This window comes from Flavobacterium sp. MAHUQ-57 (assembly GCF_051908335.1).
Taxonomy (GTDB): domain Bacteria; phylum Bacteroidota; class Bacteroidia; order Flavobacteriales; family Flavobacteriaceae; genus Flavobacterium.
In genome coordinates, this window is sequence record NZ_JBPZTE010000007.1 from 1168543 (window position 1) to 1182211 (window position 13669).

Here is a 13669-nt window from a genome sequence, read left to right on the forward strand (position 1 = left end):
ATAAAAATATACAATGTCTACAAAAGAAAAATCATTGAACTTTATAGAACAAATCATTGAAGAAGATTTAAAAAATGGTTTGTCTCCCGCTAAATTACGTTTTCGTTTTCCACCAGAACCTAATGGCTATTTGCATGTGGGTCATGCCAGTGCAATTTGTTTAAATTTTGGTTTAGGTATTGATTATCAAGCACCTGTAAATTTACGTTTTGATGATACCAATCCAGCTAAAGAAGAGCAGGAATATGTTGATGCTATTAAACGTGATGTAGAATGGTTGGGTTTCAAATGGGCGGAAGAATGTTATGCATCGGATTATTTTCAACAACTTTACGATTGGTCAGTAGAATTAATCAAAAAAGGAAAAGCCTATGTAGACAGCCAATCTTCTGAAGAAATGGCAAAACAAAAAGGAACTCCAACACAAGCTGGAACAAATAGTCCTTACAGAGATCGTTCGATTGAAGAGAATCTAGATCTTTTTGAACGTATGAAAAATGGAGAATTCGAAGAAGGTACGCATATTTTACGTGCTAAAATCGATATGGCTTCTTCTAATATGTTAATGCGTGATCCTATTATGTATCGTATTTTACACAAACATCACCACAGAACTGGTGATGATTGGTGTATTTATCCAATGTACGACTGGGCACACGGTGAAAGTGATTATTTAGAGCAAATTTCGCACTCATTTTGTACTTTAGAATTCCTACCGCATAGAGAGTTATACGATTGGTTTTTAGATAATATTTATGATGAAAATAAGGTACGTCCAAAACAACGTGAATTTGCCAGAAGAAATTTATCGCATACAGTCGTTTCTAAACGAAAATTATTGCAATTAGTTGAAGAAAAGCATGTTACTGGTTGGGATGATCCTCGAATGAGTACTATTTCAGGTATGCGAAGAAGAGGATATACACCGGCTTCGATTCGTAATTTTGCCTATACAATTGGTATTGCCAAACGAACCAATTTGATTGATGTTTCGCTTTTAGAATTCTGTGTACGTGAAGATTTGAATAAGACTGCACCACGTGTAATGGCTGTTTTAGATCCGATAAAATTGGTAATTACTAATTATCCAGAAGGTCAGGATGAATGGTTAGAAGCTGAAAATAACCCTGAAGAAGAGGTATTAACCTATAGAAAAGTACCTTTTTCTAAAGAGATTTATATTGAAAGAGAAGATTTTAAAGAAGAAGCTGATAAAAAATTCTTCCGTTTAACACTTGGTACAGAGGTTCGTTTAAAGAATGCATATATCATAAAAGGTGAATCTGTAGTTAAAGATGCCGATGGAAATATCATTGAAATTCATGCTACATATGACTCAGATTCTCGTTCTGGAAGTGGTACAGAAGCTAGTAAACGTAAGGTTAAAGGAACGATTCATTGGGTTTCTACACAACATGCTCTACCAGCTGAAGTACGCATTTATGACCGTTTATTTTCGCATGAAAGTCCTGATGGAAATAAAGAAGTTGACTTTAAAGAATTTATTAATCCTGACTCTTTAAAAGTAATTACAGGATTTGTTGAACCAAGTTTGCAATCAGCTAAAGAGTTGGATCAATTTCAATTTCAACGTTTAGGTTATTTCTGTGTAGATCGTGATTCCTCTGCTCAAAAACTGGTATTTAATAAAACGGTTGGTTTAAGAGATACTTGGGCAAAAGTGGAAAATAAAGAATAACTATTTTATTTTCAATAGATTAAAAACCCTTTTAGTAAAAGTACTGAGAGGGTTTTTTGTTTTTTTTGATAAAAAAAAGTTCTTATAAATTGATTGTATTTCCTCTTAAAATATAGGCTTTTCTCACTATTAATTGTTCTATGTTACTGCTAGTTTTGTTCTGTTACTTGAAGTAAAAGGATAACCAAGTTAACGTTAAAGATGTTAACAACTAAGGTTTAAAATTGGTTTATCAACACTATGGATCATTAATCAACTAGTTAACTACTAAAATTAGTAAGCGCTTTTACTTATTCAGGTTTGAAACATTGAAACTTGTATATTTTCGAAGAGAAATTCCATACAAGTACAATTGGAAAAAGTTTATGTAGAGAAATTAGTATTTCTAAATTTTCATCAGCCACAAAATGATACTAATGAATATCCAATCAAATTTATTTTGCTTAAAAATTTTAGAGCTAATTGATAATATAGTTTTTATTAATAGAAAAAAAAATATAGAATGAATTTTATTATTATATGTTAAATTTATTTTATTTTTAAAATAATAGTTTATATCTATTAACATTGACTTTCATATTTTAATTCTAAGGGATTTTATTTTTTAAGCAAGGTGATTTTACTTTTAAACACCTAAAAATCGCTTTAATAAGCTTATTTGAATTTTCTACTTTTTTAGTTACTTTAAAATAGTTTATTTAGAAATAATCTATGTTTTTATAAAATTGAATAGATTTTATTTATTATAGTTGACTTTCATATTTTTATTGTAAGCGTATAAAAAAATGTGGTAAGGTATTTTATTGTTTATAACTCTAAAAATTGCTTAAATCACTTTATTTTAATTTTACATTCAGAAAGCTTAAATTTTACTTTTTTTAGTTACCATTTTAATCACAAAAAAAAAGAGCTCATGAAATGAACTCTTTTAAATTGTATTTTTAAAATCTTACGAAAGGTCAGTTGGATTTGAAGTATCAGATGGATTAAAATCTGTCGAAGTAGTATCGTTTGATTTTTTACTAATTTTCTTTTGATTTTTCATCGACTCTCCAATTTGATTTGATGCTGCAAAACTTGCAACCATTGTATTTAACATATCGGTTGCTGCTTGTGGAGAATTTGGTAATAAAATTAAATTTGAATTGGTATCAGCACCAATTGCTTGTAATGTGTCATAATGCTGAGTAATTACAATAAGTGCCGAAGCTTCTTGCGAATTGATTCCCACATTATTTAGCACTTCAACACTTTCAACTAATCCTTTAGCAATTTCTCGACGTTGATCAGCAATACCTTGTCCTTGTAATTTTTTACTTTCTGCTTCTGCTTTGGCTTTGGCTACAATTCGAATACGTTGTGCTTCAGACTCAAACATGGCAGCAGTTTTTTCTCTTTCAGCAGCATTGATTCGGTTCATGGCATTTTTTACCTGGATATCCGGATCAATATCAGTTACTAAAGTGTTGATAATATCATAACCATAAGTAGTCATTGCTTCGTTCAACTCTCGTTTTACAGCAATAGCAATATCATCTTTACGTACAAAAACATCATCTAAAATTAATTTCGGTACTTCAGCACGAACCACATCAAATACATACGCAGTAATCTGATCGTGAGGATATTCTAATTTGTAAAAAGCATCATATACATTTTCTTGTATTACTTTAAATTGTACTGAAACTTTCATTTTAATGAACACATTGTCTTTCGTTTGTGTTTCGATGATTACATCTAATTGTTGAATTCTAAGATTTACTTTTCCTGCTATGCGATCAATAATAGGAATTTTAAGTTGTAAACCGGAATTTCTGATACTTTGAAATTTACCAAAACGTTCAATAACAGCTGCCGTTTGTTGTTTAACAGTAAAAAAACTAGACATCAGAAGGATAAATCCGAAAAGGAGAATAGCAATTGTAAATGGGTTCATGATTTATAAAGATTAGTTTGTTATATAAGTTATACGCTAAATAATTTTAAATGTTACAAACCGTTTTACAATTATAATGTTTACTTTCGCCGAAATTTTTAAATATATGAAACGCATCCTATTGATTGTCTTCGTTTTGAGCACTACCCTTTCGTTTTCACAATACCGTAAGAATGATGGAAATCATATCGGTTTTTCAGGTGGTGTAACTCATACTTCGCTTTATACATCTAATTTTAATACCAAACCGGAAATTGGATGGATTGGTGGTCTTTCTGTTAGAGGTAACTTTTACAATGACTGGAGTATGGTTTTTGGAATGGAGTTCACTGAAAGTAATTTTTCTGTGGAAACATTGAATGGTTTATTGCAAAACGAAAATGTTTGTTACAAATTATCCGGAGCTCAAATCCGATTGTTATTAAGTGCTAACTTAGTTGAGAATCATGTTTCAATTGACTTTGGTCCTGTATTACAGGTAAATGGCAAACTTAAAATCAATCAAGGCGAAAAAAATAATGTGATTAAAGGAACTGCCTTGTTGGCCGAAGACATTGTAGATATTACAAAAGTTAATGGAAATTTCTACATTGGTGCCTCTGCAGGTGGTAAACATATTCGTGCTTTTATCTTTTATCAGTACGGTTTAAACAATATATTCAACAACTTAAATAAATTTGACGATCTTAGAATTAAAAATAATAATGATGATTTTAAAGGTCACATAGGAATGTTATCCGGTCAGATTCTAATTAACTTATAGTAAACAAACTCCCAATTTTGGGAGTTTTTCTTTTTATTTAGTTTACAAATACAACCTTACTATACTGGTTTTTTAAACCATTCATAGTTTTATAGTAAAGCTGATTTAACACGTAAGAAGTAGTTTTGAATCAGAATCAATTGCTAAAAACTATGAAACAACTATTACTTATTTTTTGTTACTTATTGTCTTTATCTGCTTTAGACGAAGATGAAATTCTTTTAAAATCCGGTATTAAGGAAACTATTAAAACCAACACATTTAAAGTGGATTATAACGAAAGAAAAATCAGTTATCAAACCAATAGCAATAAAGAGGTAACCCTACATTTTAAGGATTTTGATTGGGTAACAGTTGGTGTTAATAAATTTCAATCCTTTATCTTAGAAGGTTCATCAGTTTCCGAAGGTTATTTTGTTTTATCAGAAACTGCGACGAAGAAACTAATTTTTAGAACGACTCAGGACGAAGATTCCAGTTTAATTAAGTATGTTTTTTATGTAATTGACAATAATAATAAGATTCTAGATTATCATTCTTTTGATAATGGTACAAGTAAAAAGAGTATAACACAACGTTCAGAAATTTTCTTAAAAATCCGTTATTATTTTGCCGATTGTACAGATATGATTCAACGATTGGAATTGTACGATCAGTATTCGACAGATATGAGTCATAGTAGAATTGTTTTGTTTTTTAAAACGCCTATTTATTACAACTGTACCTCCAAATAATAAAAAACCCCGGTTATCCGGGGGTTTCTTTTTATAATGTTGCAATCGCTTTTTCTATTCGTGCAATAGATTCTTGTTTACCAAGAATTTCTACAATATCAAATAAATGGGGTCCCATCATCTTCCCTACCAAGCTTAAACGGAAAGGTTGCATTACTTTACCCATTCCAATTTCGTTTGATGTTAACCACTCTTTTACTTCGTTTTCAATAGTTACACTAGTAAAGTCTGTTATGGCTTCTAATACTGTGATTAATTGCTTCATCAACGCAGGAGTTTCTTCTTTCCAGTTTTTAGCCGCCTTTTCGTCATAAGACGTTGGTGCTACGAAGAAATAATCGGTTAAATCCCATAAATCAGTTACAAAGTTGGCTCTTTCTTTGTTCAAAGAAACAATTCTTGTAATATCTGATGAAGTTGAAATCCCTTTTTCAGTAAGAATAGCTTCAAATGATTTAGCTAAATTGGCATCACTTTCTTTTTGCAGATACTGATGATTGAACCATTTGTTCTTTTCAGGATCAAACTTCGCACCCGACTTATTAACACGGTTTAGATCAAACTTTTGAATCAATTCGTTTAGAGAAAAAATTTCTTGTTCTGTTCCGTCATTCCAACCTAGTAATGCTAAAAAGTTAACTACTGCTTCAGGAAAGAAACCATTTTCACGATAGCCCATAGAAGTGCCTTCCTCGGTTTTCCATTCTAATGGAAATACTGGGAATCCCATTTTGTCTCCATCTCGTTTGGATAATTTTCCATTTCCAATAGGTTTCAGTATCAATGGTAAATGGGCAAATTCAGGAGCTTCCCATTCAAAAGCTTTGTACAATAAGACATGTAATGGCATCGAAGGTAACCATTCTTCTCCACGGATAACGTGAGATGTTTCCATCAGATGATCGTCTACAATATTTGCTAAATGGTAGGTTGGCATACCATCACTCTTAAACAATACTTTATCGTCTAATAAATTGGTTTCAAATTTTATATCCCCACGAATGATATCTTGTAAATGCAAAGTTTCATTGACCGGAGTTTTGAAACGTACAACATAAGCATCACCGTTTGCTATTCTTTTTTCTACTTCTTCACGTGAAACAGTTAATGAATTATCCAAAGTTTCACGAACAGAATGATTATATATAAATGTTTTACCTTCTGCTTCTGCTGCTTTACGCAAGTCATCTAATTTTTCTGCGGTATCAAAAGCGAAATAAGCCCAACCATTTTCTATCAGCTGGTCTGCATATTGCTTGTATAACTCTTTTCTTTCACTTTGACGGTATGGACCAAACTTCTCATTTTTACCCACAGTTTCATCAGGAGCAATTCCTAACCATTCTAATGCTTCCATAATATAGGCTTCTGCACCTGGAACAAAACGAGTTTGATCTGTATCTTCCACACGTAAATAGAAAACACCATTGTGTTTTTTGGCAAATAAATAATTGAATAAGGCTGTTCGTACACCGCCTATATGTAAAGGTCCTGTTGGACTTGGTGCAAAACGCACTCTAACTGGCTTCGACATGTTACTAAAAATTAGATTACAAAGATAAAAAGAGTTACCTACAATAGACTTATTTTAGACTTTAACTTTCTGTGATGTTCTTCTCTAGTTTTGTAATTTATTCTTTTGGAATTCTTTTGTTCATAATGTTGAACCAAATCGGTGGAAAAAATGACAAAACCATACTCGTAGGATAGCCATAGGGCATTTGTGGAGAAACATCGTGATACTCTAAGATTTGATATTTTTTTTGTGATTTGTAATGATGGTCCGAATGTCTTGTTAGTTCATATAATATGATTCGACCTAAAATATGATTTGAATTCCATGAATGTTTTTCTGTAACTCTTTCATATCTTCCAGATGGTGTCTGTTTGCGCATTAAACCATAGTGTTCAATGTAATTGATTGTTTCTAATAATAGCAAGCCAACAATGCCTGAAAATAATGCGACTAGAAATCCTTTGGTTCCAAAAATTGAAATTATCGTTACTAGATAGCCTATTTGAATTAGGGTAAACCAAAACATATCATTTTTTATATTTAAAAAGTTGATTTGGTTTACTTCATTTAATTTTTTCTGAATCTTCCATGCTTTGGTATATGTTCCTGTAACTGTTTGGATCCAAAAAGCATACAAATTTTGATTCAATTTTGCTGTAGAAGGATCTTCCGGTGTTGACACATGTAAATGATGTCCATGATTATGTTCAATAAAAAAGTGAGTATAATGTGAAGGAATGAGTAATAGTTTACCTAAAATTCTTTCATAGCGTTGCTCTCTGTGTCCTAATTCATGTCCTACATTAATACCGTTTGAACCTAAAACAATTCCTAAACTTAAAATTGTTCCTATAAATTCTATTACTGTTAATTCAGTCGTAGTGACTTTATTTAAAGTAAACCATAACATTCCATAAACAATCGGTACATTCAAATACAATAGAATATCATAAAATCGATTGGAAAGTTTGCTTTGTATTTCTGATTCTGAATAATTTTTTTCATTTAATGGCATCAGTATTTCTAAAATTGGCAGCAATAGAAATGCGTATGCCCAAGCTGAATAGGCCCAAATACCTTGATAGTAAATTCCTAAAAATGCTGCAAGTGGTATCGTATATGCCAATAAGTACTTCATAATTTTAGTTTTAGTTTCTACTAAAATTACTAATTGTTTTGATATTCAGCAAAAATCGTAACTTTATAGGTTATATTTAAATAATTTACCTTGGATTCTAAAGCAATCATATTTACTAAATTAGAAGAGTTCATAAAGAAATTCTACACCAATGAGCTTTTACGTGGAACTTTGTTTTTCGTCGGGTTGGGTTTGTTGTATTTTCTTTTTACGAGTTTTGTGGAATATTTCCTCTGGTTACAACCTTCTGGAAGAACCATTCTTTTTTGGTTGTTTATTTTGGTTGAACTTTTTTTACTAGGAAGGTTTATCGTTTTTCCGGTTCTTAAATTATTTAAGTTGCAAAAAGGTATCGATTATAATGAAGCTTCGGCTATTATCGGTAATCACTTTTCGACTGTTAATGATAAGTTGACCAATTTTTTACAGCTTAGTAATGATGTCAATCAATCGGAATTACTTTTAGCTTCCATCGAACAAAAAGCGAATTCATTACAACCCATTCCGTTTTCAAATGCCATTGACTTTAAAAAAAACAAAAAGTTTTTGCCATTGGCCCTGATTCCTTTGTTGATTATATTCTTTTTAATGATTTCAGGACGACAAGAATTAATTACTGATGGTATGGGGCGTGTCTTGCATTATCAAAATCATTACACCCCACCTGCCCCATTTAACTTTCTTGTTTCTGGAAATTTGATTACCGAACAGAATAAAGATTTCACATTACGTATCACAACTGTTGGCAATGTTGTTCCCGATAAAGCAATGATTTTTATTAATGATGAGAGTTATTTTATGGAAAGTATCCAGCCAGGTGTTTTCCAATACGTTTTCGAAAAACCAAGCAATAATGTTTCTTTTCATATCGAAGCCAATGATGTAGTTTCTGAGGATTTTACTTTAAAAGTAACGACTGTACCATCGATTGCTAATTTCGAGATGGTGCTGAATTATCCAAAGTATCTCAATAAGAAATCAGAAATTATTAAAGGTACGGGTAATGCTATTGTTCCTGAAGGAACTTTTATTACTTGGAAAATGAATACAATTGCAACTGATTTTGTGTCTATGTTGGAAGGTAAACAACACTTTTCTTTTCGAAATGTTGAAAATTCGTTTGTTTTAGCAAGAAATTTATATCAAAATTCAGAATATCAAATAGTTACTTCGAATAAGTTGGTAAAAAACTATGAAAAGCTAAGCTATGCTATTAATGTTGTCAAAGATCAGTATCCAACAATTAAAGTTGAGATGGCACCAGACAGTTTGAAGAGTAAAACTAATTTTGTTTTAGGTCAGATATCTGATGATTATGGTTTATCTAAACTTTCAATTATTTATTATCCTAAGAACAATCCACTGGCTGCCAAACGTGGTACGATTGGTATCAAAAAAGATATTTATGATCAATTTGTTTTTGCTTTCCCTAGTAATTTACCAATTGAATCTGGGGTTAATTATGAATACTATTTTGAGGTTTTCGATAATGATGCTATTCATAATTTTAAGAGTTCAAAATCGGTAGTTTTCTCACACCGTGAAGATACAGAAAGTGAAAAGCAAGATCAGTATTTAGAAAATCAAAACCAAAGTATTCAAGGTTTGGAGAAGGCACTCAAGGCACAAGACAAACAATTGAATGAATTGGATAAGATCCAAAATACCAATAAAGAGAAAAAAGAATTGGATTATAAGGATCAACAAAAGATAAATGATTTTATTAAGCGTCAAAAACAGCAGGAAGAAATGATGAAAGAATTCTCAGAAAAAATGAAAGAGAATTTGGAAAAGTTTAACCCTAATGAAGTAGATCCTGAAAAGGAATTATTAAAAGAACGTTTGGAAAAAGTGGATAAAGATGCTGAAAAGAATCAGAAACTTTTGGATGAGTTAAAAGATTTAAACAATAAGTTAGAACAAGAAGATTTGTTGGATAAGATAGAAAAGTTCCAGCAAAAAAGCAAGAACCAAACTAAAAGTTTAGAACAATTGGTTGAACTAACGAAGCGTTATTATGTAGAAAAGAAGGCGGAACAAATTGCCGATAAATTAAATCAGTTAGCTGAAAAACAAGAAAAGCTTTCTGAAGAAAAAGAAGGGAATTTAGAACAAAAGCAAAATCAAATCAACCAGGAGTTTGATAAAATTCAAAAAGATTTAGAGGAATTACAGAAGGAGAATAAAGAATTAAAATCCCCTTTGGATATACCTAATGATAAAGAAAAGGAACAAAGTATTGATAATGATTTAAAAAATGCTTCCGATGAATTAAAGAAAAATTCACCATCTAAGGCGTCGCCTAAACAAAAGAGTGCTGCCAAAAAAATGCAACAAATGAGCCAAAGTATGCAGCAGGAAATGCAAAGTGGTGAGCAAGAACAAATGGAAGAAGATGTAAAAATGCTCCGTCAAATTTTGGATAATCTTTTAGAATTCTCTTTTTCACAAGAAAAATTGATGAATAATTTTAAAGCATCTAGAGGTAATTCAACCTTTACAAAGTATTTGAAAGAACAACAAGATTTAAAATTTCAATTCAAACATGTTGATGATAGTTTATTTGCCATGTCACTTCGTAACCCGAAAATTGGAGAAAAAATTACTAATGAAATTGGAAATGTATATTATAACATCGACAAGAGTATTGATTATTTTACCGAAAATCAATTGGGCCGTGGCACGGCAAGTCAACAGTATAGTTTAACTAGTGCCAATACATTAGCCAACCTTCTTGCAGACGCTTTGAACAACATGCAGATGGCGATGTCTGGGTCTGGACAAGGAGCGCCTAAACCAGGAAAAGGACAAGGTAGTGGTATGCAATTACCAGATATTATTAAGAAGCAAGAGGGTTTAGGAAAAAAAATGCAAGAAGGACAAAAAGAGGGAGGAGAACAACCTGGAGCAAAGCCAAGTGATAAACCAGGTGAAAAGCCGGGAGGCAAATCAGGTGGTCAATCTGGAAGCAAAGGCAATAATGGAAAAGGTAATGAAGGCGAAGGAAGCGATGGTGAGGGTGACGCAAAAGCAGTTTTAGATATACTTAAAGAACAACGTCAACTGCGAGAAGCTTTGGAAAACGAATTAAAAAAACATGGTTTAACAGGTGCAGGTCAGGGAACTTTGGATAAAATGAAACAGATCGAACGCCAATTAATTAACAAAGGTTTTACACAAGATGTGATCCAAAAAGCATTGAATTTAAAATACGAATTGCTCAAATTAGAACAAGCCGTTCAAGAACAGAAGCAAGACAATAAAAGAGAGGCTACAACCAATAAAAAAGATTTTCAAAACATTGCTCCTGCCCTACCTTTAAAATTACAAGAATATTTAAAGAGTATAGAAATTTTAAATAGACAAACATTACCTTTGCGCTCTCAATTTAATAAACGCGTACAAGAATACTTTAAAGAGAATGATAGATTATAATTACGAAATAGATTTTACTTTAGAAGATGAAATTGTTTTTACAGAATGGATTGAAAATGTTGTTGTTTCTGAAGGGAAGATTCTAGGTGAACTCACGTATATCTTTTGTGATGATGAATATCTTTTAGAAATCAATCAACAGTACTTAAACCATGATGATTTAACGGATATTATTAGTTTCGACTATTCTGAAGACAATGTAATAAGTGGAGATATATTTATATCTATTGAGCGTGTTCTGGATAATGCTAATGATTTAGCTATTGCTTTTGAAGAAGAATTAAAGCGTGTTGTTATCCACGGTGTTTTACATTACTGCGGATATAAAGACAAATCGGAAGAAGAAGCGAATTTAATGCGTTTAAAGGAAGATGAAAAATTACAAATGTTTCACGTGAAACATTAAGATTCTATTACACCATCAATTTGTTTCACGTGAAACAAATTGATGGTGGGTTTTTAAAATTGTTTCACGTGAAACAATTTTAAACTTTTTAATTTAATTGAATATTTTGTTTCACGTGAAACAATAAAGAGATAAGAAAATGTTTTTAGATAAGTATGATGTAATAGTTGTTGGTGCTGGACATGCAGGTTGTGAAGCTGCTGCCGCTGCCGCCAATTTAGGAAGTAAAACATTGTTGGTTACGATGAGTTTGCAGAATATTGCGCAAATGTCTTGTAATCCCGCAATGGGTGGAATTGCAAAAGGACAAATTGTTCGTGAAATTGATGCGTTGGGTGGTTACTCAGGAATCGTTTCAGATAAAACAGCGATTCAATTCAAGATGTTGAATAAATCGAAAGGTCCTGCCATGTGGTCTCCACGTGTTCAAAGTGATCGTATGCGTTTCTCTGAAGAGTGGCGTTTGATGTTAGAACAAACTCCTAATTTGGATTTCTACCAAGAAATGGCTTCTGGAATTATTGCAGAAAACGGTAAGGTAATTGGGATCAAAACTGCCTTGGGTTTGTCTATTTATGCTAAAACGGTTGTTTTGACTAATGGTACTTTTTTGAATGGTTTGATTCATATTGGAGACAAGCAATTCGGAGGTGGCCGTGCGGGAGAAAGTGCTTCGTATGGTATTACAGAAGATTTGATTCAATTAGGTTTTCAAGCCGGTAGAATGAAAACTGGAACTCCTCCCCGTGTGGATGGACGATCGTTGGATTATTCTAAAATGCGTGTTGAACCAGGTGATGTTACTCCTGCAAAATTTTCCTATTCAGATATAACAAAACCTTTGACGGTTCAACGTGATTGTCATATGACTTATACTTCGCCTTTAGTGCACGATTTGTTGCGCGAAGGCTTTGAACGTTCTCCTATGTTTAACGGAAGAATCAAATCACTAGGACCAAGATACTGTCCATCTATCGAAGATAAGATCAATCGATTTGCAGATAAAGACAGACATCAATTGTTTGTTGAGCCTGAGGGTTGGAATACGGTTGAAGTGTATGTAAATGGTTTTTCTACTTCACTTCCTGAGGATGTTCAATTCAAAGCATTACGTTCGGTTGAAGGTTTTGAAAACGTAAAATTTTTCCGTGCGGGTTATGCCATCGAGTACGACTACTTCCCTCCTACCCAATTAAAGCATACATTAGAAACTAAATTGGTGGAAGGTTTGTATTTCGCAGGACAGATCAATGGAACGACGGGTTATGAAGAAGCTGCTTCACAAGGTTTGATGGCTGGTATTAATGCAGCTTTAAAATCACAAGAACGTGATGAATTTACTTTAAAACGTGATGAAGCATATATTGGAGTGTTAATTGACGATTTAATTACAAAAGGTACAGAAGAACCGTATCGCATGTTTACTTCTCGTGCCGAATATAGAACTTTGTTGCGTCAGGATAATGCCGATTATCGTTTAACGCCAATGTCGAATGCAATTGGTTTGGCTTCAGATGAAAGAATGCGTCGCATGGAGTATAAATTTAATGAAGCTGAAAAAATGGTTTCCTTCTTTAAAGAAACTTCGGTTTCTATCGGTGAAGCGAATCCGGTTTTGGAAGCCAAAGAAAGTTCGCCAATCTCACAGGGCGATAAAATGTTTAAATTATTTTCACGCCCGCAAATTGATATGGATGATATGATGAAGTTTGAAAAAGTGAGAGAATATGCTAATGAAAATCAATTGGACACTGAAATTTTAGAACAAGCAGAAATACAAGTTAAATATTCTGGTTATATTGAAAAGGAACGAACTAATGCTGAAAAGTTGCATCGTTTGGAGAATATTCGCATCCCGGATAATTTTGATTATGATGCTTTGAAATCGCTTTCGTATGAAGCGCGTGAAAAATTAAAAAAAATCCGTCCAGTGACTATATCTCAGGCATCACGAATTAGTGGAGTATCTCCAAATGATATTTCTGTATTATTGGTTTTCATGGGTAGATAAATTACAAATTAATTACGAAGTATAAAGATTT

Annotated in this window: 9 protein-coding genes; 6 read left to right on the top strand and 3 right to left on the bottom strand. The window is 32.3% G+C overall.

Annotation, left to right across the window (positions count from 1 at the left end; genetic code table 11):
• Positions 1-13: 13 nt before the first annotated feature.
• Positions 14-1699 carry a glutamine--tRNA ligase/YqeY domain fusion protein gene (locus ACS8MM_RS13375; protein ID WP_379717755.1) on the top strand — a complete coding sequence of 562 codons (1686 nt, stop codon included), beginning with the start codon at positions 14-16 and terminating at the stop codon, positions 1697-1699.
• Between the two features lie 949 nt (positions 1700-2648).
• Here ACS8MM_RS13375 and ACS8MM_RS13380 read toward each other — a convergent pair.
• On the bottom strand, positions 2649-3635 hold the full coding sequence (locus tag ACS8MM_RS13380) for an SPFH domain-containing protein (RefSeq protein WP_379717757.1): 987 nt from the start codon (positions 3633-3635) through the stop codon (positions 2649-2651).
• A gap of 106 nt (positions 3636-3741) precedes the next feature.
• On the opposite strand from ACS8MM_RS13380, the gene ACS8MM_RS13385 reads away from it, so the two are divergent.
• Both ACS8MM_RS13385 and ACS8MM_RS13390 read left to right on the top strand, forming a co-directional pair.
• Complete coding sequence (locus ACS8MM_RS13385) at positions 3742-4398, top strand: PorT family protein (RefSeq protein ID WP_379717759.1); 657 nt, start codon at positions 3742-3744, stop codon at positions 4396-4398.
• A 152-nt stretch (positions 4399-4550) separates the two neighbouring features.
• Entirely contained in the window at positions 4551-5132 is a 582-nt protein-coding gene (locus tag ACS8MM_RS13390; protein ID WP_379717761.1) for a hypothetical protein, read from the top strand.
• Between the two features lie 31 nt (positions 5133-5163).
• Here the strand turns inward: ACS8MM_RS13390 and gltX are convergent, their stop codons facing one another.
• Together gltX and ACS8MM_RS13400 are read right to left on the bottom strand one after the other, a co-directional pair.
• The gene (gene gltX / locus ACS8MM_RS13395) at positions 5164-6666 is read right to left on the bottom strand and encodes a glutamate--tRNA ligase (protein WP_379717763.1); all 1503 of its coding nucleotides are present in this window, start codon (positions 6664-6666) and stop codon (positions 5164-5166) included.
• Between the two features lie 97 nt (positions 6667-6763).
• The gene (locus ACS8MM_RS13400) at positions 6764-7786 is read right to left on the bottom strand and encodes an alkane 1-monooxygenase (RefSeq protein WP_379717765.1); all 1023 of its coding nucleotides are present in this window, start codon (positions 7784-7786) and stop codon (positions 6764-6766) included.
• Positions 7787-7876: 90 nt separating this feature from the next.
• Between ACS8MM_RS13400 and ACS8MM_RS13405 the strand changes: the two genes are divergently transcribed.
• From ACS8MM_RS13405 to mnmG, 3 genes are all read left to right on the top strand, one after another.
• A complete protein-coding gene (locus ACS8MM_RS13405) occupies positions 7877-11221 on the top strand; it encodes a hypothetical protein (protein WP_379717766.1) in 3345 nt (1114 codons plus the stop codon).
• Complete coding sequence (ybeY, locus tag ACS8MM_RS13410) at positions 11208-11627, top strand: rRNA maturation RNase YbeY (protein ID WP_379717768.1); 420 nt, start codon at positions 11208-11210, stop codon at positions 11625-11627. Before ACS8MM_RS13405 ends, ybeY begins: the two co-directional genes overlap by 14 nt.
• Before the next feature lie 139 nt (positions 11628-11766).
• Positions 11767-13638 (top strand): tRNA uridine-5-carboxymethylaminomethyl(34) synthesis enzyme MnmG, encoded by a 1872-nt coding sequence (gene mnmG / locus ACS8MM_RS13415; RefSeq protein ID WP_379717770.1) that lies wholly within the window; start codon positions 11767-11769, stop codon positions 13636-13638.
• Positions 13639-13669 lie beyond the last annotated feature (31 nt).

Coding starts and splice junctions, on each gene's coding strand:
- ACS8MM_RS13375 (WP_379717755.1), top strand. CDS start 14: ATGTCTACAAAAGAAAAATCATTGAACTTTATAGAACAAATCATTGAA.
- ACS8MM_RS13380 (WP_379717757.1), bottom strand. CDS start 3,635: ATGAACCCATTTACAATTGCTATTCTCCTTTTCGGATTTATCCTTCTG.
- ACS8MM_RS13385 (WP_379717759.1), top strand. CDS start 3,742: ATGAAACGCATCCTATTGATTGTCTTCGTTTTGAGCACTACCCTTTCG.
- ACS8MM_RS13390 (WP_379717761.1), top strand. CDS start 4,551: ATGAAACAACTATTACTTATTTTTTGTTACTTATTGTCTTTATCTGCT.
- gltX (WP_379717763.1), bottom strand. CDS start 6,666: ATGTCGAAGCCAGTTAGAGTGCGTTTTGCACCAAGTCCAACAGGACCT.
- ACS8MM_RS13400 (WP_379717765.1), bottom strand. CDS start 7,786: ATGAAGTACTTATTGGCATATACGATACCACTTGCAGCATTTTTAGGA.
- ybeY (WP_379717768.1), top strand. CDS start 11,208: ATGATAGATTATAATTACGAAATAGATTTTACTTTAGAAGATGAAATT.
- mnmG (WP_379717770.1), top strand. CDS start 11,767: ATGTTTTTAGATAAGTATGATGTAATAGTTGTTGGTGCTGGACATGCA.